This window comes from Rhizobium phaseoli, assembly GCF_010668805.1.
Classification (GTDB): domain Bacteria; phylum Pseudomonadota; class Alphaproteobacteria; order Rhizobiales; family Rhizobiaceae; genus Rhizobium; species Rhizobium phaseoli_A.
In genome coordinates this window covers 408,869-432,672 of record NZ_WUFT01000002.1, presented here as the reverse complement: position 1 = coordinate 432,672, position 23,804 = coordinate 408,869, and the positions used below count along the sequence as shown (strand labels likewise).

General features: G+C 60.6%; 24 protein-coding genes and 2 pseudogenes. 17 read left to right on the top strand and 9 right to left on the bottom strand.

The window, feature by feature from the left end; genetic code table 11:
• From GR197_RS05155 to GR197_RS05095, 13 genes and pseudogenes are all read left to right on the top strand, one after another.
• Window positions 1-194: pseudogene (locus GR197_RS05155) on the top strand (S-(hydroxymethyl)glutathione dehydrogenase); the annotation flags it as partial.
• Window positions 195-197: 3 nt separating this feature from the next.
• Complete coding sequence (gene fghA, locus GR197_RS05150; RefSeq protein WP_164007226.1) at window positions 198-1,034, top strand: S-formylglutathione hydrolase; 837 nt, start codon at window positions 198-200, stop codon at window positions 1,032-1,034.
• A 57-nt stretch (window positions 1,035-1,091) separates the two neighbouring features.
• On the top strand, window positions 1,092-1,661 hold the full coding sequence (gene gfa / locus GR197_RS05145) for an S-(hydroxymethyl)glutathione synthase (RefSeq protein WP_164007225.1): 570 nt from the start codon (window positions 1,092-1,094) through the stop codon (window positions 1,659-1,661).
• 496 nt (window positions 1,662-2,157) lie between these two features.
• Window positions 2,158-2,874, top strand: coding sequence for a GntR family transcriptional regulator (locus tag GR197_RS05140; protein ID WP_164007223.1), 717 nt, complete (start codon window positions 2,158-2,160; stop codon window positions 2,872-2,874).
• On the top strand, window positions 2,871-3,782 hold the full coding sequence (locus tag GR197_RS05135; protein WP_164007221.1) for a dihydrodipicolinate synthase family protein: 912 nt from the start codon (window positions 2,871-2,873) through the stop codon (window positions 3,780-3,782). Before GR197_RS05140 ends, GR197_RS05135 begins: the two co-directional genes overlap by 4 nt.
• A complete protein-coding gene (locus GR197_RS05130) occupies window positions 3,775-5,292 on the top strand; it encodes an aldehyde dehydrogenase (RefSeq protein WP_164007209.1) in 1,518 nt (505 codons plus the stop codon). The genes GR197_RS05135 and GR197_RS05130 overlap by 8 nt, the downstream gene beginning before the upstream one ends.
• Complete coding sequence (locus tag GR197_RS05125) at window positions 5,289-6,635, top strand: NAD(P)/FAD-dependent oxidoreductase (protein ID WP_164007207.1); 1,347 nt, start codon at window positions 5,289-5,291, stop codon at window positions 6,633-6,635. The genes GR197_RS05130 and GR197_RS05125 overlap by 4 nt, the downstream gene beginning before the upstream one ends.
• A gap of 78 nt (window positions 6,636-6,713) precedes the next feature.
• Window positions 6,714-7,565 carry a glycine betaine ABC transporter substrate-binding protein gene (locus GR197_RS05120; protein ID WP_164007205.1) on the top strand — a complete coding sequence of 284 codons (852 nt, stop codon included), beginning with the start codon at window positions 6,714-6,716 and terminating at the stop codon, window positions 7,563-7,565.
• Between the two features lie 84 nt (window positions 7,566-7,649).
• Window positions 7,650-8,741 (top strand): quaternary amine ABC transporter ATP-binding protein, encoded by a 1,092-nt coding sequence (locus GR197_RS05115; protein WP_164007203.1) that lies wholly within the window; start codon window positions 7,650-7,652, stop codon window positions 8,739-8,741.
• Window positions 8,742-8,762: 21 nt separating this feature from the next.
• Window positions 8,763-9,611 (top strand): ABC transporter permease, encoded by an 849-nt coding sequence (locus tag GR197_RS05110; RefSeq protein ID WP_164007201.1) that lies wholly within the window; start codon window positions 8,763-8,765, stop codon window positions 9,609-9,611.
• Complete coding sequence (locus GR197_RS05105) at window positions 9,608-10,459, top strand: ABC transporter permease (protein ID WP_164007199.1); 852 nt, start codon at window positions 9,608-9,610, stop codon at window positions 10,457-10,459. The genes GR197_RS05110 and GR197_RS05105 overlap by 4 nt, the downstream gene beginning before the upstream one ends.
• A 16-nt stretch (window positions 10,460-10,475) precedes the next feature.
• Window positions 10,476-11,474 carry a 4-hydroxyproline epimerase gene (locus tag GR197_RS05100; protein WP_164007197.1) on the top strand — a complete coding sequence of 333 codons (999 nt, stop codon included), beginning with the start codon at window positions 10,476-10,478 and terminating at the stop codon, window positions 11,472-11,474.
• A 29-nt stretch (window positions 11,475-11,503) separates the two neighbouring features.
• Complete coding sequence (locus tag GR197_RS05095) at window positions 11,504-12,514, top strand: GlxA family transcriptional regulator (protein ID WP_164007195.1); 1,011 nt, start codon at window positions 11,504-11,506, stop codon at window positions 12,512-12,514.
• A gap of 88 nt (window positions 12,515-12,602) precedes the next feature.
• Here the strand turns inward: GR197_RS05095 and GR197_RS05090 are convergent, their stop codons facing one another.
• Both GR197_RS05090 and GR197_RS05085 read right to left on the bottom strand, forming a co-directional pair.
• Window positions 12,603-13,694, bottom strand: a complete 1,092-nt coding sequence (locus GR197_RS05090; protein WP_164007193.1) for an FAD-binding oxidoreductase — start codon at window positions 13,692-13,694, stop codon at window positions 12,603-12,605.
• Window positions 13,684-14,937, bottom strand: a complete 1,254-nt coding sequence (locus GR197_RS05085) for an aromatic ring-hydroxylating oxygenase subunit alpha (protein ID WP_164007190.1) — start codon at window positions 14,935-14,937, stop codon at window positions 13,684-13,686. The genes GR197_RS05090 and GR197_RS05085 overlap by 11 nt, the downstream gene beginning before the upstream one ends.
• A 109-nt stretch (window positions 14,938-15,046) precedes the next feature.
• On the opposite strand from GR197_RS05085, the gene GR197_RS05080 reads away from it, so the two are divergent.
• Complete coding sequence (locus GR197_RS05080) at window positions 15,047-15,934, top strand: LysR substrate-binding domain-containing protein (protein WP_164007188.1); 888 nt, start codon at window positions 15,047-15,049, stop codon at window positions 15,932-15,934.
• Window positions 15,935-15,947: 13 nt separating this feature from the next.
• Here the strand turns inward: GR197_RS05080 and GR197_RS05075 are convergent, their stop codons facing one another.
• From GR197_RS05075 to GR197_RS05060, 4 genes and pseudogenes are all read right to left on the bottom strand, one after another.
• Window positions 15,948-17,600 carry an acyltransferase gene (locus tag GR197_RS05075; RefSeq protein WP_164007186.1) on the bottom strand — a complete coding sequence of 551 codons (1,653 nt, stop codon included), beginning with the start codon at window positions 17,598-17,600 and terminating at the stop codon, window positions 15,948-15,950.
• Window positions 17,601-17,739: 139 nt separating this feature from the next.
• Window positions 17,740-18,162 (bottom strand): annotated as a pseudogene (locus GR197_RS05070) (cyclophilin-like fold protein).
• Between the two features lie 46 nt (window positions 18,163-18,208).
• Window positions 18,209-18,955 carry an SDR family oxidoreductase gene (locus tag GR197_RS05065; protein WP_164007183.1) on the bottom strand — a complete coding sequence of 249 codons (747 nt, stop codon included), beginning with the start codon at window positions 18,953-18,955 and terminating at the stop codon, window positions 18,209-18,211.
• Window positions 18,956-18,986: 31 nt separating this feature from the next.
• Entirely contained in the window at window positions 18,987-20,174 is a 1,188-nt protein-coding gene (locus tag GR197_RS05060) for an MFS transporter (protein WP_164007181.1), read from the bottom strand.
• Window positions 20,175-20,268: 94 nt separating this feature from the next.
• Between GR197_RS05060 and GR197_RS05055 the strand changes: the two genes are divergently transcribed.
• Window positions 20,269-21,165: a LysR family transcriptional regulator gene (locus GR197_RS05055; protein WP_164007179.1), complete on the top strand. Its 897-nt coding sequence runs from the start codon at window positions 20,269-20,271 to the stop codon at window positions 21,163-21,165.
• 43 nt (window positions 21,166-21,208) lie between these two features.
• Here GR197_RS05055 and GR197_RS05050 read toward each other — a convergent pair whose 3' ends face one another.
• The gene (locus tag GR197_RS05050; protein ID WP_164007178.1) at window positions 21,209-21,955 is read right to left on the bottom strand and encodes an SDR family NAD(P)-dependent oxidoreductase; all 747 of its coding nucleotides are present in this window, start codon (window positions 21,953-21,955) and stop codon (window positions 21,209-21,211) included.
• Between the two features lie 31 nt (window positions 21,956-21,986).
• Window positions 21,987-22,379: a DoxX family protein gene (locus GR197_RS05045; protein ID WP_164007255.1), complete on the bottom strand. Its 393-nt coding sequence runs from the start codon at window positions 22,377-22,379 to the stop codon at window positions 21,987-21,989.
• A gap of 154 nt (window positions 22,380-22,533) precedes the next feature.
• Here GR197_RS05045 and GR197_RS05040 point away from each other — a divergent pair, with 154 nt between their 5' ends.
• The gene (locus GR197_RS05040; RefSeq protein WP_164007175.1) at window positions 22,534-22,914 is read left to right on the top strand and encodes a winged helix-turn-helix transcriptional regulator; all 381 of its coding nucleotides are present in this window, start codon (window positions 22,534-22,536) and stop codon (window positions 22,912-22,914) included.
• Window positions 22,915-22,926: 12 nt separating this feature from the next.
• Here GR197_RS05040 and GR197_RS05035 read toward each other — a convergent pair whose 3' ends face one another.
• On the bottom strand, window positions 22,927-23,421 hold the full coding sequence (locus tag GR197_RS05035; RefSeq protein ID WP_164007173.1) for an Lrp/AsnC family transcriptional regulator: 495 nt from the start codon (window positions 23,419-23,421) through the stop codon (window positions 22,927-22,929).
• 172 nt (window positions 23,422-23,593) lie between these two features.
• On the opposite strand from GR197_RS05035, the gene GR197_RS05030 reads away from it, so the two are divergent.
• Window positions 23,594-23,797 carry a hypothetical protein gene (locus GR197_RS05030; protein ID WP_164007171.1) on the top strand — a complete coding sequence of 68 codons (204 nt, stop codon included), beginning with the start codon at window positions 23,594-23,596 and terminating at the stop codon, window positions 23,795-23,797.
• Window positions 23,798-23,804: the final 7 nt, after the last annotated feature.

Here is a 23,804-nt window from a genome sequence, read left to right as displayed (position 1 = left end):
GCCGCAACTGGATGGGCACCGCCTTCGGCGGCGCGCGTGGGCGTACCGACGTGCCGAAGATCGTCGACTGGTACATGCAGGGCAAGATCCAGATCGACCCGATGATCACCCACACGATGCCGCTCGACGACATCAACAAGGGTTTCGAGCTGATGCATTCGGGCAAGAGCATTCGTGGCGTGGTCGTATATTAAGCCATGAAAACCATCTCGACAGAGAAGTCACACGGCGGCACTCAGGGCGTCTATGTCAATCGCTCCGAGGCCTGCGACTGCGACATGACCTTTGCGGTCTTCGTGCCGCCGCAGGCGGCAAAGGGCGACTGCCCGGTTCTATGGTATCTGTCCGGCCTGACGTGCACGCATGCCAATGTTATGGACAAGGGCGAGTATCGGCGGCTTGCGGCAGAGCTCGGACTGATCATCGTCTGCCCCGATACCAGCCCTCGCGGTGACGACGTTCCCGATGAACCCGACAATTGGCAGTTCGGTAAGGGCGCGGGCTTTTACGTCGATGCCACCCAGCCGCCCTATTCGGCGAATTATCGCATGTACAGCTACATTGTCGACGAGTTGCCGAACCTTATTGCAGCCGAATTCCCTGCCGACATGGATCGCCAGGGCATCTTCGGCCATTCGATGGGGGGACATGGCGCGATCACCATCGCGCTCAAGAACCCGGACAGCTTCTTAAGCTGCTCGGCCTTCGCGCCGATCAGTCATCCATCGGTCTCCGGCTGGTCGAAACCGGCCTTGCGGAAATATCTCGGGCCGGATGAGACGACTTGGCGGGCCTATGACGCTTGCTCGTTGATTGAAGACGGGCACCGGTTCCCGGAACTCTTCGTTGACCAGGGAACAACCGATAGCTTCCTGGAGGACGGCCTGCGTCCCGATGAGCTCAGACAGGCCTGCGAAGCGGCGGGCATTCCGCTCAAGCTGCGCATGCAGGAAGGTTACGGCCACTCCTACTCTTTCATTTCGACATTCATGGAAGACCATCTGCGCTGGCACGCTCAGAGGTTGGGACATTAGTTTGCAAGGGCTCGGCCGGGCATAATGCAAACGGCCAGGGAGGGAAGGAGAAAAGCAATGAGGATAGCTATTCATCCGGCAGTGGATTCGGGTTTTCAGGCGACTGACGCTGCCTTTACAGGCGGGACGCTGGTGTGCAAGTGCACGAGCAATCCCGTCAAGGTCAGGATCAAGGGCGATATCGCCCATAATCACGCCTGCGGCTGCACCAAGTGCTGGAAGCCCGAGGGCGCCGTCTTTTCGGTGGTGGCGGTTGCACCGACCGAGAATGTCGAAGTGCTCGAGAACGGCGACAAGCTCGCCGTCGTCGATGCCGCGGCCCTGATCCAGCGGCATGCCTGCAAGCAATGCGGGGTGCATCTGTACGGGCCGGTCGAGCGTGAACATGCGTTCCAGGGATTGTCCTTCATCCATCCGGAGCGCTTTCAGGAAAGCGGCTGGGCAAAGCCCGGCTTCGCCGCCTTCGTGTCGTCGATCATCGAAAGCGGTTTCGATCCCGCAAAGATGGACGCCGTCAGAGCGCAGTTGAAGGCGTCGAGCCTCGAGCCGTATGATTGTCTCAATCCCGGCCTGATGGACTATATCGCAACCTGGACCGCCAAGAAGAGCGGCGTCCTCGCCTCGTGATCTAGAGCATTTCCGTTTTTCCTCGAATCACGGAAATGCTCTATCTCTTTGTTTTTACGCAATTCCGGACGCAAAACCGCTTCACATTTTTGCTGGAATTGCTCTAATGGGGACGCTGGCCTAGGCGGTCCTAATAAAACCGCCGCCATCAGCGCAGATGGCGGCGTGCAGCCGTGCCGCGGCCGGCTTTCGACGCCCGATGATTGGCGTTGACGCGCCGAAGGCGCTGACAACCCGCCAAGAAGAACTCCCAGACGGCCGACGCAGGTTTCCAGAAGGAATTGCACGCAGTTTCGGCCAAATCCGCGTATCGGTCGCAAGGCAATCTCTCACCTCGGAATTGAAATGACGCCTGACCGGCAACGGCTTCGTGTGCCTTCGCGATATTGTGTATCTTAGGAATAATTATTGTGTACGCAAAGTACACAATAATTTGACTCCTTCTGAGAGCCGTGCCATCGTCATGGCGTAGGGCAATAATGGCTGGAGATCGACGATGGCGAGGACACCCAAGAGCAATCTCTACGAGGATCTGAAACGCCGGATTCTGACGATGGAGCTGGACCCGGATGCCGATCTGGACGAGGCCAGTCTGAGCGAAAAATATGGGCTCTCCCGGACGCCGGTCCGCGACATATTCCGCCGCCTGGCGGGCGAGGGCTATATCGACATCCGCGAGAATAGGGGTGCGCGGGTCATCCCGATGAACCACTCCACACTGCGCAATTTCTTTCTCGTTGCGCCGATGATCTATGCAGCGATCGGCCGTCTCGCCGTGCAGAACTTCAAGCCCACCCAGCTTGTCGACTTGAAGCAGACCCAGGAGCGCTTTCGCGCCGCCAGCGAGGACACGGACGCTCTGGCCATGGTGCTGGAGAACAATCGCTTTCACGAGATCTTCGGCGAGATGTCGGGCAACGTCTATCTGCAGCCGAGCCTCGGCCGGCTGCTCATCGATCACGCGCGCATCGGCCACACGTTTTTCCGGCCGAGGAACGAGGACATGAAGCGCCGGCTGCAGGTGGCGGTCGACCACCATGACGGCTTCATCGCAGCGCTCGGCGCTCACGACGAGAATGCCGTCGTCGATCTCGTTTTCGAACACTGGGAATTGTCCCGCGAGAACATGGAGATGTTCATCGCTCCGCAAGGCCTGAAAGCGGACGCCTTCCTCGGCGCTCCGGCCACGCAATTATTGGAGAAGGCACCGTGAAGTTTGAGGGGATCTATACGCCGGCCGTGACGCCGCTCGATCAAGATGGACAGATCGACCGGGCCGGATTTGCCGCCGTGATCGAGTCGCTGATCGAGGCGGGTGTGCACGGTATCATCGTCGGCGGTTCGACGGGCGAATACTACGCCCAGAGCAGTCAGGAGCGTTCCGAACTCGCGGCCTATGCGAAGGAAGTGATCGGCACGCGGCTGCCGCTCATCATCGGTACCGGCGCCACACGCACCGAAGATTCGGTCGAATATGCCAAGGCGGCGAAGGAAATCGGCGCGGATGCGATCCTGGTATCGTCGCCGCCCTACGCGTTGCCGACCGAACGCGAAAACGCCGTCCATGCGCTGACCGTCGATCGCGCCGCCAACCTGCCGATCATGCTCTACAACTATCCGGCCCGCATGGGCGTGGTGATGGGCGAGGAGTATTTCTCCCGCGTCGGCAAATCGAAGAACGTCATCGCCATCAAGGAAAGCTCCGGCGATATGGGCAATCTTCATCGGCTCGCGCGGAAGTTTCCGCATATCGCGCTGTCCTGCGGCTGGGACGATCAGGCGCTCGAATTCTTCGCATGGGGTGCGAAGAGCTGGGTCTGCGCCGGCTCCAACTTCCTCCCGCGCGAGCATGTCGCTCTCTATGAGGCCTGCGTCCTCGAAAAGAACTTCGACAAGGGCCGGGCGATCATGACGGCAATGCTGCCGCTGATGGATTTCCTTGAATGCGGCAAGTTCGTCCAGTCGATCAAACACGGCTGCGAAATCATCGGCCTCAAAGCCGGCCCGGTGCGGGCGCCGCTGCGTGGACTGAACTCCGAAGAGAAAAGAACTCTTGAGACCGTCGTCGCCACATTGAAGCGCACGGTCGCCCAGATCACGTCGGGAGCCAATCATGCATGAACCCTTGACCGCCGCTGAATACAAGGCGATCGCCGCCGAGCTTCAGTTTCCGACGAATGCCTTCATCGACGGCGCGTTTCGTCCGGCAAACTCCGGCAAGACCTTCACCTCCACGAACCCTGCGACGGGCGAGGTCCTTGGCGAAATCGCCGCCTGTGATTCCAGCGACGTCGACTTCGCCGTTGCGAAGGCGAGGCAAGCGTTCGACGATGGACGCTGGCGGCTGCGCTCGCCGGGCGAGCGGAAGGAAGTGCTGCTGAAGCTCGCCAAGCTCATGGAGCAGAACAGGCACGAGTTTGCCGTCCTGGAAAGCCTCGATAGCGGCAAACCGGTGCGCGAATGCCAGACGGTCGATATTCCCGATACCATTCATACGATCCGCTGGCATGCGGAATTGATCGACAAGCTCTATGACAACACCGCTCCGGTCGGTGCCAACGCGCTGACGATGATCGTGCGCGAACCCATCGGCGTCGTCGGATGCGTGCTGCCGTGGAATTTCCCGCTGCTTATGCTGGCCTGGAAGATCGGCCCGGCGCTTGCCGCCGGCTGCTCGGTCATCGTCAAGCCGGCGCAGGAAACGACGCTGACCACGCTGCGTGTCGCCGAGCTTGCCCATGAAGCCGGCATTCCGGCTGGTGTGTTCAACGTCGTCACCGGTTCAGGCGGGGAGGTCGGCGAACCGATCGGCCTACACATGGATGTCGATATGGTGGCCTTCACCGGCTCGACGCCGACCGGCCGCCGCTTCCTGCGTTATGCAGCGGACTCAAATCTCAAGAAGGTCGTGCTCGAATGCGGCGGCAAGAACCCTGCGGTCGTTCTCGACGATGCCGAGGACCTGGATCTCGTTGCCGAGCAGGTCGTCAACGGCGCCTTCTGGAACATGGGCGAGAATTGCTCGGCCACGTCGCGTCTCATCGTTCACTCCAAGATCAAGGACGAGTTGCTGAAGCGTATCGGCGCCTATATGCGCGAATGGAAGACGGGCGACCCGCTCGATCCCGAAAACCGCATCGGCGCGCTGGTCAGCAAAGCGCATTTCGAGAAGGTGAAATCCTTCCTCGACGATGCCAAGATGGAGAAGCTGTCCGTCACCCAAGGCGGTGAAACCTATAACGGCATCTTCATCGAGCCGACGTTGGTCGAGGGCGTGACGCCGGCCAGCCGCCTGTTCCAGGAGGAGATCTTCGGGCCGATCCTATCGGTTACGACGTTCGACACCCTGGCCGAGGCGACCGCTTTGGCCAACGACACCAATTACGGCCTGACGGCATCCGTCTATACGGGCAGCCTGCGCAATGCGATCCGGCTGACCCGCGACATCCGGGCCGGCCTGATCACCGTCAACTGCTTCGGCGAGGGCGATGCCACCACGCCGTTCGGCGGCTACAAGGAGTCCGGCTTCGGCGGGCGCGACAAGTCGGTCTTCGCCCATGACAATTACTGCGAACTCAAGACCATCTGGATCGACATTTCGGAGCGCTCCGTCGACGAGACGATCCGATGAGCCGCCATGTGATCAAGCACCTGCCGACTGACACCGGCGTTTCGGGATGGGAGGCGACCAGCGAACGCGCCTTTCCCGTAACGGCGCTTGAACACGACGTTACCGCCGACTGGCTGATCATCGGCGGCGGATTTGCCGGCCTGTCGGCAGCGCGCCGCCTCTCGCAATCGCGGCCTGAGGACAAGATCGTCGTCCTGGAGGCGCGCGAACTTGCCAAGGGTCCGGCTGGGCGGAATTCCGGTTTCATGATCGACGTGCCGCACAACCTGTCCTCGGGCGAGTATTCGGTGGCCGATGAAGAGGCGACCAAGAACGAGATCGGGCAGAACCGCCTGGCGATTTCCTTCGCAGCCGACGTCGCGGCCGAATACGGCCTGTCCCGGGAAACCTTCGACCCCTCGGGCAAGGTGAATGCGGCGGCCTCCGACCGGGGCATGGGGCTCAACGACAATTATAGGAAGTCGCTTGAGAAGATCGGCGAGGAGCATCGCGTTCTCGATGCGGACCAGATGCGGGAGATGACCGGCTCGCACTATTATCGCGGCGGCCTCTACACGCCGGGCGCGGTGATGATCCAGCCGGCCGATTATATCAGAGGCCTGGCGCGCGGGCTCTATTTGAGGGTTGCCATCCACGAGCACTCGCCGGTGCTGGAGCTTTCGCGCGAAGGCAAGACCTGGAAGGCGAAGACCGCCCGCGGCTCCGTTTCGGCGCCCAAGGTCATTCTCGGCGTCAACGGCCATATTCAAAGCTTTGGCCATTTCCGCGGCCGGCTGATGCACATCTTCACCTACGCGTCGATGACCTCGGCCTTTTCGCAGAACGAATTCGCAGGCGATGTCACCGGTGTGGATCGTTGGGCGCTGCTGCCGGCCGACCCGATGGGCGCGACGGTGCGCAAGATCACTAAGGATGGGCTTTCGAGGATCGTCGTCAGGACGAGGTTCACCTATGACCTGAGCCTGAAAGTGTCGGAAAAGCGCGTTGCGGGAATCGCCGCCGAACAGCGCCGGTCGTTCGATGCCCGTTTTCCGGGGATGGAGCGCCTGCCGATGGAATATAGCTGGGCGGGCGCGCTCTGCCTCTCCAGAAATCATGTGCCGGCATTCGGCGAGGTCGAGGAAGGGCTTTTTTCGGCCTGCTGCGAGAATGGCCTCGGCACCGTCAAGAGCACCTTTGCCGGCATGATGGCCGCCGATCTCGCGACCGGCGCCGCCAGCCCCGAGCTTGAGAAATACAAGAACCAGCCGGAGCCGGCCAGGCTGCCGCCCGAGCCCATCGCGTGGCTCGGCGTCAACTCGGTCATCCGCTTTCAGGAATTGCGTGCAGGCCGCGAGGGATGATCCCTCGGCCCGCGCAATATGAAGACTGCCGCCCGCAGACTTCGATGAGTACGGGAACGAAAACCAGGAGTAAGAACAATGAAGATTTTGTGGAAGGCGCTTTGCGCCGCTGCGGTAATAGGGATCAGCATCCTTCCTGCTCGCGCTGAGGAAAAGACGATCAATCTGGGCACGATGTCGTGGGAAGACCTGACCCCGATCACAGGCATTACCAAGAAGGTTCTCGAAGATGCCGGTTACACCGTCAAGGTGACCGAGTTCTCCGAATGGGGCATCGCCTATGCCGCTCTTGCCAAGGGCGATATCCAGGCTCTCACCTCACAGACAGACTACGTCGCGCAGGATTACTGGGACAAGAACAAGAACCGTCTCGAGAAGATTTCACCGGTTTCGCACGGCCTCTATCAGGGCGTCGCCGTTCCGAAATATGTTCCGATCGACTCGCTTGAACAGCTCAATGAAAATGCCGACAAATTTGGCGGCAAGATTATCGGCATCGAGCCGGGTGCTGGCCTGATGCGCGATACGGCGAATGCGGTCAAGGATTACGGCCTCAAGCTCCAGCTCGTCGAGGGCAGCACGGCCGCGATGACGGCGGCCCTGAAATCCGCCTATGATCGCAAGGAGTGGATTGCGGTCACGATCTGGGAGCCGTCGTGGATGGTCCAGAAGTACGAGGTCAAGTACCTCAAGGACCCGAAGGGCGTGTTCCCGCCGCCGCAGAGCTACTACTGGATCGGCCATAAGGGCTTCTCCGAAGAGAACCCGCATGCCCGCGAAGTCATGGCCAGCGTCTACGTGCCGATCGCCGACATCACCACCATCAACGGTGAAGTCAAGGACGGCAAGACCATGGACCAGGCCGTGCAGGATTGGATCGGCAGCCATGCGGACCTGATCAAGCGCTGGGAAAACATCAAGAAGAAGTAGTCGCATCATGGCCGTCCGATCCGTCGGGCGGCCAACCTGACGCCTAATGAAGAAGCCAGCGCCATTGGCTCAAAGGGGATCGCTATGAAAACCGCCAATATCGATGCCGAGGATGTCCTGATCGACTGCAAATCCCTCTGGAAAGTCTTCGGAGGCAAATCCGCTGCGGCGATGAAATCGATCAAGGAGCGCGGCCTCGGCAAGACAGAAGTCCTCAAGGAATTCAATTGCGTCGTCGGCGTTTCCGATGCGAGCATCGAGGTCCGGCGGGGCGAAATCTTCTGCATCATGGGGTTGTCGGGAAGCGGAAAATCGACGCTCATTCGTCTTCTCAACAAGCTGATTACGCCGAGCTCCGGCAAGGTTCTCGTCAAGGGACGCGATCTCGCCTCCTTGTCGCCCGTCGATCTCAGGCAGATGCGCGCTAGGAATATCGGCATGGTTTTTCAGAGCGTCGCGCTGCTGCCGCACCGGACGGTGCTCGAAAACGCGGCCTTCGGCCTCGAAGTCCAGGGAATTGCCAAGCCGGAGCGAAACAGGACTGCCGCTGCCGCCCTCGAGAAGGTCGGTCTCGCCGACTGGGTGAGCCGATACCCCAACGAACTTTCCGGCGGCATGCAGCAACGCGTCGGGCTTGCCCGCGCGCTCGCCTCCGACCCCGAGATCATTCTGATGGACGAGCCGTTCAGCGCGCTCGATCCCCTGATCCGGCGCCAGCTTCAGGATGAATTCCGTCAGTTGACCAAGGATCTGGGCAAGTCCGCCGTCTTCATCACCCATGATCTCGACGAGGCGATCCGCATCGGCGACCGCATTGCGATCATGAAGGACGGCGTCATCATCCAGACCGGGACGGCCGAGGACATCATCCTCAATCCTGCCGACGCCTATGTCGCCGAATTCGTCGCCGGCATATCCCGCCTTCATCTGATCAAGGCGCATTCCGTCATGCGCAGTGTCGCCGAATTCCAGCAGAGCGCTCCGAACTTCGACATCGCATCGCTGGTACGCACGACGCCGGATGCCGATATCGACGAGCTTATCTCTTTGACGATGCAGTCGGAGCGCGACGCCATCGCCGTCGTCGACAACGATCAGGTCGTCGGCGTGGTCACGCCGCGCAGCCTGCTGATGGGCGTCAAGGGGACCTCCGCCCACGATCTCACGGCGGCGTGACCCCAATTGGAGGTGATTGACATGGATAGTTCAGCCTTCACCGATTTCTTCGACGAGTGGACGGACTCCGCGCTCGAATGGGTGAGCGACAACGGGGAAACCCTCTTCGACTATATCAGACAGGTTCTCGAAGGGCTTTATGATGGCATCCTCTGGCTCCTGCAGCTTCCGCCATTCTACGTGATCGCCCTGGTCGTTGCGCTCATCGGCTGGCGGGTGGTCAATCTCTGGTTCGGCCTCTTGAGCTGCGTCGCGTTGGCGCTTTGTTTTTCGATGGGGCTCTGGCCGCAGACGATGAGCACCCTGGCTCTGGTCCTGACTGCGACCGCGATCGCCTTGGCGATCGGCATCCCGATCGGCATCGCCGCCGGCTTTTTCACGGCGCTCGATCGTTTCATGGAGCCCGGCCTCGATCTCATCCAGACGCTTCCGCCCTATATCTACCTGCTGCCGGCGATCGCTCTGCTCGGCTACGGACCGGCCACAGCGCTGATCGCCACCGTGATCGTCGCCGTGCCGCCGGCAATCCGGCTGACCTCGCTCGGTATCCGCATGACTCCCAAGGAGTTCATCGAGCTTGGCGAGGCGCTTGGGACCACGCCGGCAAAAATGTTTTTCAAGATCCGCCTTCCCTTTGCGTTGCCGAGCATCATGGCAGGCATCAATCAAAGCCTGATGATGGCCTTCGGCATGGTCGTCATCGCCGGCATCGTTGGTTCCGGCGGGCTCGGAGAGACGATCTACGGCGCGATCAGGACACTCGACATCGCCACCTCCATCAACGGAGCGATCGCCATCGTGGTACTGACTATGGTGCTTGACCGAATAACCCAGAGCGCCGCTCGGCTGGGAGCAGGGAGGAAGTCATGAACCCGTCAACCTTTCAGTTTTCGCCCGGCGCTTTCCTGGCGCCATCGGTCGATTGGCTCAACACCAACCTTCATCCGCTGTTTGCGGCCATCAGTTCCGTGGTCGAAGCGGTGCTTTCCGGGTTCGAGGCGGCATTGCTTTTCGTGCCGCCCTATGCGCTGATTGCGATCGTCGTCCTCCTCGCATTTTTCGTCGTCAACGTTCGCGCGGCAATCCTGGCAGGCCTTTGCCTTGGCTTCTGCCTGCTAGTCGGGCTGTGGACGGCATCGATGCAGACCCTTTCGCTGGTGACTGTCGCCGTCCTGATCTCCGTGCTCATCGCCTTCCCGATCGGCGTCCTGTGCTCACGTTACAAGACATTGGAGGCGGTGGTCCGCCCGGTTCTCGACGTCATGCAGACCGTACCGCCATGGGTCTACCTCATTCCAGCGGTGATGATCTTCAGCCTCGGACGGGTGCCGGCAATCATCGCCACCATCGTCTATGGGATTCCGCCGATGCTCCGCCTGACGACGCTGGCCTTCAATCAGGTGCCGAAGGTCTTCATCGAACTCGGCAGCGCCATCGGCGCGCCGCCGCGCTCGATCCTCTGGAAGATTGAAATCCCCTTGGCCAAGCAAACGCTGCTGGTCGGGCTCAACCAATGCATTCTTCTGTCGCTGGCGATGGTCGTATTGGCCGGCCTGGTCGGCGCAGGCGGCCTCGGCGCTGAGGTGACGCGCGGCCTGACGCGCATGGAGATGGGCCTTGGCTTGAGAGCAGGCCTGGCGATCGTCGCAGTCGCCCTGCTGCTCGACCGGGTATCCCGCAGTCTGCTCGACCGCGACAGGCTGCCGAAGGCGAGATGAGTAAGGACATGACAAGATGAGAAACAGCTTCTTCTGCGTCGACGCGCACACCTGCGGCAATCCGGTCCGTCTCGTCGCCGGCGGCGGTCCGCTGCTTCCGCACGTGCCCATGGGTGAGCGCCGGGAGATCTTCGTCCGTGACCACGACTGGGTGCGCAGGGCGCTGATGTTCGAGCCGAGGGGACATGACATCATGTCGGGCTCGATCATCTACCCGGCCTACCGGGAGGACTGCGATTTCGCCGTTCTTTTCATCGAGGTGAGCGGTTGCCTGCCGATGTGCGGCGCTGGCACCATCGGCACCGTGACCGCTGCGATCGAGGAGGGACTGATCAAGCCGCGCCAGGCCGGAAGGGTCGCCATCGAAACGCCTGCCGGCAGGGTGGACGTCACCTATGAGGAGAAGGGCGGATATGTCGATTCCGTTCGTCTCCACAATGTCGCGAGCTATCTCCACCAGGCCGATGTCGAAGTCGATGTGCCTGATATGGGGCGTCTGCGGGTCGATATATCCTACGGCGGCAACTATTATGCCGTCATTGAACCGCAAGAGAACTGGAGCGGGCTCGACGGCATGACGGCATCCGATATCGTCGGCTGCAGCCAGAAGCTCAGAACAGCGCTTGCCGATCTCTGCGATCCCGTTCATCCCGACGATGCCAGGATTTCCGGCGTGCATCACGCGATCTGGTGTGACCACCCTGTGAACGACCATTCCGATGGGCGCTGCGCGGTCTTCTACGGTGAGAAAGCGATCGACCGGTCACCAGGCGGCACCGGCACTTCGGCGCGCATGGCCCAACTCTATGGTAAGGGGCGGCTGTCGGTCGGGTCGAGTTACCGTCATGAAAGCCTGATCGGAACCGTTTTCGAGGGCCGGGTTGAAGCCGAGGCAAGTATCGGATCTTATCGCGGCATTCTTCCGAGCATCGGCGGCTGGGCCCGCGTCATCGGGCACAACACCATTTTCGTTGACGATCGTGACCCCCTGGCGCACGGTTTTCAGATTCGATAAGCGCGCTCAAGGGCGGCAAGGAGATGACTATGCGACCGGAGCAGCATCGGCAGGCAGACGGCGCCGCGAAACCCGCCCGGCTCAAGGTCGGGTTCGTTCTGGCGCGATCGTTCACACTGTCGGCCTTCGCGCTCTTCATCGACACGCTGCGGCTTGCCAGCGACGAGCAGGATCGTTCCGGAAGGGTCCTTGCAGACTGGCAGGTGATCGGCAGCACGCGGCACCTGATAAACTCGAGCTGCGGCGTCCAGGTCGCTCCGACGTCCGATTTCGTCGATCCGACGAATTTCAATTACATCGTGGTCGTCGGCGGTCTTCTGACGGTGGAGAACCCTGTCGACCAGCAGACCATCACCTTTCTTCGGCAGGCGGATGCCAAGAAGGTGCCGTTGATCGGCGTGTGCACGGGTTCGTTCATTCTTGCGGCGGCAGGCCTGATGAAGCGGCATGAGTCCTGCGTGAGCTGGCTGCATTATAAGGAGTTTCGCGAGCGGTTTCCCGACCTCGGCGTTCGGTCCGACCGGCTCTTCAATCTCGATCGCCAGCGTGGATCGTGCGCCGGGGGCAGCAGCGCTGCCGACATGGCGGCGTTGCTGGTCAGGAAATATATCAGCCGCGATGCCGAGCGAAATGCGCTTGAAGTCCTTCAGATTGAGAAGGCCCGGACGACGGCGGATATACAGCCCCGACGTCCGCTGTACGACGACTATGACGACGCCCGCGTCAAGGCGGCGATGATTACCATGGAGCAATTCGTCGACGGCAGCATATCGATCCAGAAGCTTGCCGCCATGGTTGGCCTGTCACGGCGGCAGTTGGAACGAATCTTCCTCGACAAGACGGGAATGTCTCCTGCCAAGGCCTATAATCGGGTTCGCATGGAGCGGGCAAAATCGATCCTCGTCCAGTCGAAGGCGCCGCTGATCGAGATCGCGCTTGATGTCGGCTTCGAAAACGCCTCGCAGTTCACACGAACGTTCAAGCGCACCTTCGGGCAGACCCCGTCGCAGCATCGCGCAGCGGCTTCGAGAGTGCACTGAACGTACTTCAGATCTCTTCCCACGGGAAACTGTCAGCCGCTCCCTTGGCCATGATCAGTCGGTGAGTGACGTTCCCCTGGCTCAGTGTTCAGCGCTCGATGACGAGATCGCTGAGCGGCTTCGAGCAGCAGGGCAGGAAAAAGCCGGCGTCGATTTCCCTCTGGCGGATGCCGCCATTGTGGTTCATGTCGACGGTGCCTGATGTCAGCTTCGACTTGCAGGTGCCGCAGACGCCGTTGGCGCAGGAGGATGGAAGCCTGACACCCGACTTCTTGGCGCAGGAGAGCACGCTCTGGTCGCCTGTTACCTCGATATTGCGGGCCTGCTTCGAGAAAGTGACCTGAAAGACCTTGGCGGTCGCTTCTTGGATCGCGGGGATCTCGGGTTCGTCGATGACCGCGGCGTCGAAGCTTTCCTCCAGATAGCGCGAGGCAGGGACGCCGAGATCGGCGGCAATGCTGCGCGCTGCCGCCATGAACGGGGCGGGGCCGCAGCACATCACCGTCCGTTCCGCGATATCGGGAACCGCAAGCCTGACATAGTCCGCCGAAATTCGGCCGGTGAGACCCGGCCAGGACGCCGCGCCCACGACGGTTTCCGGGAGGAAGTGCAGCCGAAGGCCCTTCAATCTACGGGCGATGCAGGCGAGCTCGTCGCGGAAGATCAGATCCTGCGGTGTGCGCGCGGCGTGCATGAAGACGACATCGGCGGGTTCGCAGCTATCGGCGAGTTCACGCAGAATCGACATGACAGGGGTGATGCCGGAGCCGCCGGAGAGCAGCAGAAGTTTCGGCTTCGACGTCTCAGGCCGGATGAAATGGCCAAGCGGGCCGTTCGCCTTGACGGATGCGCCCGGTACCAGGGTGTCGTGCAGCCAGTTGGAGACCTTGCCGCCCGGAACGCGCTTCACCGTCACGGAGAAGGCGTTCGTGCGATGCGGCGAAGAGGAGATGCTGTAGCACCGGCTTTCAGCCTCTCCATTCTGCTCAAGGTCGAACAGGAAATATTGTCCGGCCTTGAAGGCGAAGCGCTTCCCGTCAGGAGATGCGAAGGTGAAGGTCTTGACATCATGGGTCTCCTGCTGGACGTCGAGGCAGACGAGCGCATCGTCTTCCTCGGGATTCCAGACGTCGTGACGGGCGACCTTTGCGAGCAGCACTTGCGGGGTCCTAGTATCCATGAGCGCGCATCCGGTCGATGTACCAGTTGGCGAACTTGTCGAGGTTCGTCTCGGAAAAGCGGGAATAGGGGCCTGGCTGATAGGCGGGATCGAGAGCGCCGGCATGGGAACGGGCGACGAGATCGGCGTCCTGATCCGTCGTTGCGACCCAGACATCCGTCAGCTTGTCGAGGTCGTAATCGACCCCTTCGACGGCGTCCTTGTGCACCAGCCACTTGGTTCTCACCAGGGTCTTGCCGGCCGAGAGCGGGATAACCGTTGCGACCACAGCATGGTCGCCCATGAAGTGGTTCCAGCTGTTATGACCCCAGAGATGTGTGTCGCCGAGATCCTTGCGGGTCATCTGCCCGAGGAGCTTGGAGGATGCGGCGGTGGCGTCGTGGGTCTGGGATTCGCCCGCACCCGATATGATCAGCCGCTGTGTGCGGAAGTTGGTGGCGCAGTCGGAAAGCTGCTCGACGGCAGCCGAGGGGAAACCGTCGGCTTCCCATGCCTGCGTGCGCTCCTCGTACAGCCGGAAATGTTCTTCGGCCTGCTCACGATCTTCAGGGCTAAGCGTTTCGGGGTCGAAGCCGAAGTCGAGATCGACGAAGGAGACGCAGAGTTCCGGGTGGTTGGCGGAACAGTGATAGCACTCGCGATTGTTCTCTATCGTCAGCTTCCAGTTGCCGTCCTCGATGACGTCGGTCTGGTGGGCGATCTTGGCATTGCGGATATCGTAGGGAGCAAGGCGCTCGACCATCGCCTGTTCGAGGCCGGCAATGTCCTCGGGCGGATTGTCGGACAGACAGACGTAAATCAGCCCGCCGATCGACTTGAAGGTGACCGGCTTCAGGCCGCGACAGTCCTTGTCGAAATCCTTGCCCATATGTGGGGCATAGCTGAGCTCGCCCGTCAGCTCATAGGTCCAGGTGTGATAGGGACAGACGAGCTTCGAAACGATCGTCTTGCCCGGATCGAGAAGACGGGAGCCGCGATGGCGGCAGACATTGTGCAAGACGCGAATTTCGCCGTCGTCGTCGCGCAGGAGGATCAGACTGGTTTTGCCGATATCGACCACCGCGGCGTCGCCGGCTTCGGGAACGTCGCAGTCAAGGCCGACACAGATCCAGTGCTTGTGGAAGAACACGTCGATGTCTGCTTCGAACACATCTTCTCTGACATAGAGGCCGGCCGGCAGGGAATGGCCATCAGAGCGGGAGTCGAGCAGCGCCGAAATGGAGGATGGGAGCCTGTTTAGCATAATAACCTCTTATGTGAGAGTTTCGCCAAATTGCTCTTGCAGCGCGGGGCTTTCAACCGCATAAAAAATCACATTCGCATAATCTTTTCTCATGTGAAAAGTCTCCAAGATGCACTTTCGAAGACGGCTTCCATCGCTGACCGCACTGGTGACACTGGAGGCAGTGCTGCGCAGGAAAAGCTTCACCCTGGCTGCGACCGAACTCGGCGTCACCCAGGCGGCGGTCAGCAGGCAGATTGCCTCGCTGGAGGAAGAGTTCGGCCAGTCCCTATTCGTGCGTAAACATCGGGCGATCGAACCGACGGCGGCGTGCATCAGCCTTGGCGCGACACTGGCGAAGAGTTTTGCCGATATCGCCGAGAGTGTGGAAGCGCTCCAGTCGCGCAGTCAGGACGTGGTGACGATCGGGGCAACCGTCGCATTCTCTTCCTTCTGGCTGCTACCGCGGCTGGCCGAGTTTCGCCGGGCCAACCCCGGTATTCTGGTGCGGGTGATATCGCAGGACAGCCCGATTGCTCTCGACGGCGGAGAGATCGATGTGGCGATCCGCTACGGTCTGCCGCCTTTCAGCGATGGGACCGTCATCGCCTCGCGCGGCGACGTCATTTCCCCCGTTTGCTCTCCGGATTATCTCAGGCGTCGGGGAGATGGTCCGCTAAGCTCGGCCGACGAATTCATCGAAACGGACGTTCTCGATCGGTCCTGGCATAGCTGGGCCCAATGGGTTTCGCTGACCGGCGCCAATATCGAGGTCAAGCCGTCGCTTCGGTTCAGCCATTATACCGAAACCATCGCCGCCACACGCGCAGGGCAGGGGGTAGCATTGGGATGGCGTATGCTGGTGGGTACTTCTCTCGAGGACGGAACCCTGGTGCAGGTCGACAGTGGCGAGCTTGCCGCCGAAGGCCGTTACAACGTCATCGTGCCCGACAAAGGCAAAAGAAGCAATGCGCGGGATCTTGCCGCTGCCTGGCTGATGGCGTCATTGCACGGTTGATCAAGAGCCCCAATTACAAACCCAGTCCCACTGTCGCCGTTCGATGTACGCCCTTCGGGACGAAGGCGAACTGATCCGCCAAGCCCAGGAAATCGGCCGCCAGGTGAATGACGGATAGCCACATTTCCGTTCCCTGCAAGCTCGATTCACCGCCATCGGCGAAGGCAAAACCCTCGCCATCCCTCCATCGATCGAGCGCCCTCGATATGAGATTGCGGGCGATCGCCTCGCCATCGGCCCGCCGGTAATCGGTCTGCCGGGCAATCAGCAGCAGCGGATGGATCGTATCGAGTAGGTTGCACGCATTGTATTGCGCGCCGACGAAGCCCTTGTGATTGCGGTAGTTGAGGTGAACCGTTTCGAGCGAAGCGTGAGGATGTGGAAGCGGAATACCGAACTGCGCGTAGCTGCCGCGCGTTAGGCGATAAAAACCGTTCACCGGCTGCAGCCATCCTTCCAGCGCCGTCGGTTCGCCCCATAGCCCCGAGACGGTGTCGGCATTGCGGCTCAGCCACTCGAAAAGCGCCTGGCGTGGGCCTCTGATGCCGAAATACCTGGCATTGAAGTACATCGCAGTTCCCATGGCATCGACGCCGCTGCCGGCGTGCCATGCCCGGCTCGACCAGGGCAGGGCGCTCAGCCATTCCTCCAGCTCTTTAGCGCCGAGCTGCACCGCCTGGATGGGGTGCCCTGGCCCGGAGCCGAGCAGTTCAAGCGCATAGCCGACCGAAAGCACATTGTAGAGTGCCTTCGGATCCTCCCGTAACGCCCGGCCATGCACACGCGAATGCTCTTCCGGGAAAAGCCCGGTCTCCCGGTCCTGAAGGCCTTGGAGAAGCTCGAAGGTCCGCGACGGATCGAGCCCGGGCGGCAGATGCCCGAAGCCGGCCGCGATCTCGATCGCATCGCACAGATGCCGGATCGCCGGTCTCCTGACGCCGTCCGCCTCCAACGATTCATAGACCTCACGCGTTTTCCAGCGTGCAAGAATATCGGGCCATTGCTCCTGCGCCTTCTGACCGAGCCTGACCAATTGATCTTCGACGTCTGCTATGCCGAATTTCCTCGCAGCAGCGCCTCTGCTCCGTAACACCCTTGCCGGTACGCCGCCGGCAATTGCCATGGCGGGAATGTCCTGCGTGACCACAGCCCCGGCGGCGATCACCGCGCCATTTCCAATGGTGACGCCATCGAGGATCACGCAATTGGCGCCGACCCAGACATCGTCGCCAATCACGATGCCGAGGCTGATGACGCCCTGGCGGTGGATGGGTCGATCAGGATCGTCGAAGCCGTGATTGAAGCCGACAATCGACGCATGCGAGGCAATCCGCACGCCATTGCCGCATGTCACCTTGCCGGAAACAGAGGCATAGGGATTGATGCTGCAGTCGTCACCGAGGATGACATCGCCCCGAACGAGCGCATGCCCCGCAATCCAGGACCGCTCGCCGATCGCCAAGCTCTCGGTGAAAATCGCGGCATTTTCAGCGATATAGGACGTGTCGAACAATTCAGCGCCGCATGATCGCCGAAGCTCCGCCTTGCGGGCGAGATGAGCGGGATGGTCGAGATCCGCCGCAATGCGTTCCCAGGGAAGATATTGCAGCCGGCGCGCTTCGCGCTGTTCATTCGTCGATGCTTGCTGGCTGCTCGCCTGATCCATCTGATCCTCACTGTCGATTTCGTCCGCCGAACATCCGTCTGGCTTCAGCGATCCTACCTCGCACAGCATCAGATGGTGTCATTCGTGCGAAAGCAAGACCAGATCAAGCCGTCGGGGAACGCTCGTGGCATGGGGGCTGTCAGATCCGTTCGATACGCACCGGAAATTCTCCCCTACGAACAGCGGCTTAAAACCATTGTCGAAGCGGCCGAGCCGGATCAGTCCGTCCTAGCGATAATCCCCGTAGAAGAGGGCCAGGTTCCCCATGCCTTGAAATAGCAAAGATCGCCTGGCTATTCGTTGCTGAAGGCTTCTTCCATAAGCTTGCGCGGCAGATGGACGATCTTCTCGTTCTTGCCGGAATCCTCGATCTTGAGGTCCAAAGGGAGCGTGGATGCAAGATCCCGCGCAGAAGGATTGTCATAAAGCGCTGCAGTCAGGGTCGGATTGCTGAAATTATCCTGATCCTGACGTCGGTGGGTTTCTGACTCGCCGGGCGGCTGCCTTCCTGTCCGGTCGCGAGGCGAGGCATGGCGCCAGCCGTCAGGGCTAGCCCCAACATTGTCCGCCGGCTCCTGAACTGGATGTGGTCGACATCGCGCGTCGCATCAGACCGGCTGAGCCGTGGGCCGGAACAGGATCTCATTGATATCGACATCGTCCGGCTCATTGACCGCGAAAGCGACCGTTCTGGCGAAGGTGTCAGCGCCGATGGCGATCTTGCTGACGAATTCTTGCGTGCCGGCTTGGATGTCTTTCTCGCTGATATGCTCAAGCAACTCGGTTCTGACCGCGCCGGGTGAGATGATCGTGGTGCGAATGTTGTATGGCTTCATTTCCTTCCGCAGCCCTTCCGAAAGTGCGCGCACGGCGAATTTTGTGGCGCAGTAAACGGTGGCGCCTGGATCGATCACATGGCCGTAGACTGAGGATACGTTGATGATGTGCCCCGACTTCTGCGCCCTCATGTGGGGCAGTGCTGCTGCAATGCCGTAGAGCACACCCTTGATGTTCACGTCGATCATGCGATCCCACTCATCGAGCTTGAGCCGCTCGAGCGGAGCAAGCGGCATCAGTCCCGCATTGTTCAGTATCACGTCGATCCGACCGAATTCTTCGACGGCCGTGTCTACAAGCGTCTTGACTTGATGCTGATCCGTGACGTCGGTCTGGACTGCCTTGGCCTTGTAGCCTTTGGCTATCAGTTCCTCGGCCAGTAGAGCGATGCGGTCGGCTCTGCGCGCGCCGAGGACGACCGAGGCGCCGCGCTCGGCGAGGTGACGCGCCGTGGCTTCGCCAAGCCCGCTGCTTGCGCCGGTGATGACGACGACTTTGTTTTCGATTCCTTGAGACATGACGATCTCCTGTTTTGAGGTTTCGGAAGGTTCAGGCTCGGCGGCCTGCCAGGGCGGCGAGGACAGCGGAACCTGCGAGAAGGCAGGCGGCCAGCAGGAAGGTGCTCCACCATCCCGCGGTGTCGAACAGGATGCCGCCAGCGAAAGCGCCGCCTGCAATGGCGAATTGGATCAGCGCCACTTGCAGTCCCCCTGCAGCTTCCAGCTCGCCGGGGACGATGGCTGCCATCCAGGTGTTCCACGCGACGGGAATCGGGGTCGAGAAGAATCCCCACATGACGAGCAGAGAGGCGGTCGCCGCGGCGAACGGCCCGAGAGCGATCAGCAACAGGGCAAGGATCGCAAGAGCAGCCGGCAATCCGACGAGAACGAGGAAGAGGTGACGGCGGGCGACGAAGCCGATGACGGAAGTTCCGGCCACGCCGCCGATGCCAAGGCCGAGAAGCACCATGGACAGAATATTCAATTCCAGTCCCGTGACGCCTTCGAGGAACGGGCGAAGGTAGATAGACAATGCGTTTTGGCCGATGAAGGCGAGACCGGTCGCCGCCATCCCGATCGCGAATCGACGATTGCGCAGCAAACCGAATATTCTGGCCACCGAAACCGCAGCCGTCGCGGGCATGCTCGGCAGGACGACCAGTTGCCACGCGAGCCCGGCAATTCCGATCGGCACCGTGATCAGGAAAGTGGCGCGCCATCCGATCAATCCGCCGAGAAAACTGCCGAGCGGCGCAGCAAGGACGAGCGCGAATGCGGTGCCGCCCTGAAGCAGGGCGATGGCCTTGGGCAGGTCACGGCTCGAAGCCAGGCGTGCCAGAATAGCCGTCGATAGCGACCAGAAACCGCCGATCGAAACGCCGACCAGGGATCGTCCAACGAGAAAGACGAGGAACTCGGGTGCCAGCGCAACCGCCAGGCTCGAAGTAGCCAATACCGCCGTATAGAGCAAGACGATGGTCTTGCGGTTGATCTTCGTCAGGATTGCGTTGCCGAAAAGGCTGGTGGCAACCGCGAAGGCGCCGGACACGGTGATCGCCAGTCCGGCCTGCCCTTCCGATACCGAAAGATCCCCGGCGATCGGCGTCAGCAGGCTCACAGGGAGAAATTCCAGCCCGACCAGAAGGAAAGTCAGAAGCGAGAGACAGGTCACCGCGCTCCACCGGGTCGCTGCGCCATCTCCGAGCGCGGTCTCATTCAATGTCAGCTCGATGCTCATGCATGGTCTCCTGTCCGTTGCCAGAGAGATAGCCGGACTGGTTTTGCGCGACTAGAAGCTATAATCTGAATGCCGTGATGAAGGAGATTCAACAATGCGGCGCGACGAGTTCACCGAAATGCGTGCGTTTCTGGAGGTGGCTCGCGAGCGGAGTTTTACGCGCGCCGCATCGAAACTCGGCGTCACGCGCTCGGCGCTGAGCCACACGATCAGCGCGCTCGAAGCACGGCTCGGCGTCCGCCTTCTTTCCCGCACGACGCGTGATGTGGCGCCCACGGCGGCCGGCGCGCGCCTCGTGGAAAGCATTCAACCTCATTTCGAAGGCATCGCAGCCGAGGTCAGCGCCATCAGCGCACTGCGCGACAAACCCTCGGGTCATATTCGGATCGTGTGTCCCGACGATGCCGTGGACCTGATGTTCCGTCCAAGGCTGCCGGCATTTCTGCGTGATTATCCTGATATCACCGTGGAACTGATCATCGACAACGGTTTCACCAATATCGTCGAACGCCAGTTCGATGCCGGCGTACGGCTCGGCGAAGCGATTGCGCGCGACATGGTGGCCGTTCGCATTGGTCCCGACGTCTCCTATGCCGTCGTGGGATCGCCGGGATATTTTGCGGGCCGCTCCGCGCCTTCGACCCCGCACGACTTGACCGACCACAATTGCGTCAACCTGCGGCTTCCTACGTCAGGCGCGCTCTACGCCTGGGAGTTCGAAAAGGACGGTCGCGAGTTCAGCGTTCGCGTGGAGGGCCAACTCGTGATGAGCAACATCGGACCGGCGATCAATGCCGCTCTCGATGGTGCGGGGCTATCCTATGTGCCGCGGGATCTCGTTCGGCAATATGTTGACAGCGGTCAACTGCAGGAAGTGCTCGCAGACTGGGCGCCAACGTTTCAAGGGTATCATCTCTATTACCCGAGCCGGCGCCATCCATCCCCTGCTTTCTCCGCCTTCGTCGAAGCCTTCCGCTACCGGCATCGATAGCGCTTGAAGGGCGCAATCCGCTGCGCCCCTCCTTCGTCGGCTGCTACCGAGCGCTGTCGATGATGGCGCCGCCGTCGGGAGTAAGGCTGTAGCCCGTGATGAACTGCGAATCCTTGCCGGCGAGGAACAGCACCACCGGCGCAATGTCCTCTTCCGGCGAGCCGAAACGCGCGAGTGCATTCGCTGGCGGAGGAACCTGCTTTTCGGCAGCACCCCAGGTGTCGGCGATCGGCAGGACGTTGTTCACGGTGATCTTGTCTGCGCCCCATTCGCGTGCCGCCGTGCGGGTCAGTGTGCGCACTGCCTCCTTGGCCATATTGTACGGACCATAACCAGCCAGCCCGCTGGTGGCCGCCATCGAGCCGAAGTTGATGACCCGGCCTTCGCCGCTTTCCCTGAGGTGAGGATAGCAAGCCTGCATGAAGCGCAGATAGGCTATCGGCCCGGTGTCGAAGTTCCGTTGCAACTGCTCGACCGAGAGGTCGATAACCGAAGACAAGACCGCGGAACCATCGAAAGCATTGTTCACGAGAATGTCGATGCGGCCGTATGCGGCTACAACCTGGTCCACCGCGGCCGTGATCCGGTCGGTCTCTCCGACGTCGCAGATGACGCCGAGTGCTGCACCGCCCGCTTCGACGATGTCTGCGACGACACGCTCGACGCCTTCTGATGTGCGCGAGAGAATTGCGACCTTCGCGCCTTCGGCGGCAAAGAGCTTTGCGGTGGCGCGGCCAATGCCGCGGCTTGCGCCCGTGACAATGGCAACTTTTCCATTGAGTCGACCCATTTCTATCTCCTGGGGTTGGGGTTATCGGACGTCAGCGCATGGCGGCTTGAACGTAGGGGGAGGGAACCATGCGGGCGTCGTTCTGCGTCATGAACGAGGTGACGAGCAGCGCCAGACCGATTGCCGCGGGCAGGGCGCCGGCGGGTTTTCGAACGCCGATATGCGCGAGGCCCGAGAGCAGCAGGTGGAAGAAGATGCCGGCATAGGCGAGATCGCTGAGCGGCATGCTGACGCGTGAAAGGATCGCGATCGGGCCGAGAACCTTGACGACGATCATGAATGGAATGAGATAGGAAGCCTTGTATCCGAGTTCCGCCAGAACCTGGAGAACCCAGTCTCGCTTGGTGACATAGATGGTGGCGGAGACGAGGTAGAGCGCGGACAGAAGTGCCGTGCTGATCCAGTACACGTAATATTCAGGCATGAGTTCATCCCTGTCGCTGCCCATGCAGCAACATTCCTCTCGTCGAGTCTGTCGGTTTGTTTTGAGAGGCGCTTTTTCTGCGCTCCTCTGTGCATGCAGAGAAATGTCGTCTAATATTTATATTTGCAAGTAGGATGAATTACTTGCTGTTAGTATGGAAAAGCAGACCATGGGCGAAGAAGAAGTCAACATGCATGAAGAGATGCGGCGAGCCTTCGCGCTGCTTTCCGGCAAATGGAAGCTGGAAATCATGTGGCTGCTCAATCAGCGGATCTATCGGTTCGGCGAATTGAGAAAGGCTATTCCTGGCATCACCCAACACATGCTGACGGCGCAACTTCGCGAACTCGAAGCGGACGGTCTGGTATCCCGCACCATCTTCGCTGAGGTTCCTCCGCGCGTCGAATATGAGATCACGCAAAAAGCGCGGGGCCTCGGACCCACGATGGAAGCTTTGACGGCATGGTGGAGCGAGTACGGCAAAAGCGTGCCGGCGAAGCCGAGCGCACGCGGCCGTAAAGCGAAAGGCGGCTGAACTGCCTCACATTCACGAAAGACTCGAGCCGAACTTGTCCCAGCTTTCCTTGACCGTCTCCATCGCGACATTCGTCGAGGTGCTGGCAACGTGAGGCAGTGTCGAGATCCGCTCGCCGAGAACGCGGCGATAGCGGCCGATGTCGCGAGTGCGGATCTTCAGGAGATAGTCGAATCTGCCGGCGATCATGTGGCATTCTTCGACTTCCCTGATCTTCTTGATGGCGTCGTTGAAGCTTTTCAGTGCATCCTCGCGGGTATCGGAAAGTTTCACCTCGACGAAGGCTATGTGGTCGAGCTGCATTTTCGACGGATTGAGGACGGCTTTGAAGCCTTCGATATAGCCGTCGCTGATCAGCCGTTTGAAGCGGATCTGGCACGGCGTCTTCGAAAGCCCGACACGCGCCGCGAGATCCGTGATCGACAGCCTGCCGTCCTCGGCGAGTTCGGCGAGGATCTTCCTATCGAACTGGTCCAATTCACTAAAGATGTCGGTATCGACAGCCATTTGAACTTTCTCGGGCGACTTAATAAGTTCATACAGCCTGGAAACTGAAAAAATCAAGTGAGATCGCGATTGGCGGCTGTGATAGATTGTGCATCGGCAATCGGAGGAAGGGCATAGCCGTCTGGCAGATTGTTAGATTGGCATTGGCGCCGCGCTCGAAAAGGGATCAGGCATGCTCTGGAGTAAACTGGATGACGATCAAAAGCCTGATCTGCTCGTTCATTACCGGCCGCTGGCGATAAAAGCCGTGGCGGCGGCATTCACCGTCAAGCGCGACAAGCCGGATGCGCGCCCGCTTCGCGAGACGGAATATTCCGGCCCAGATTTCACGGATGATGCCTGGGACGATGAGCCCGCTGTTCCATTTATCCGTTAGATCAGAC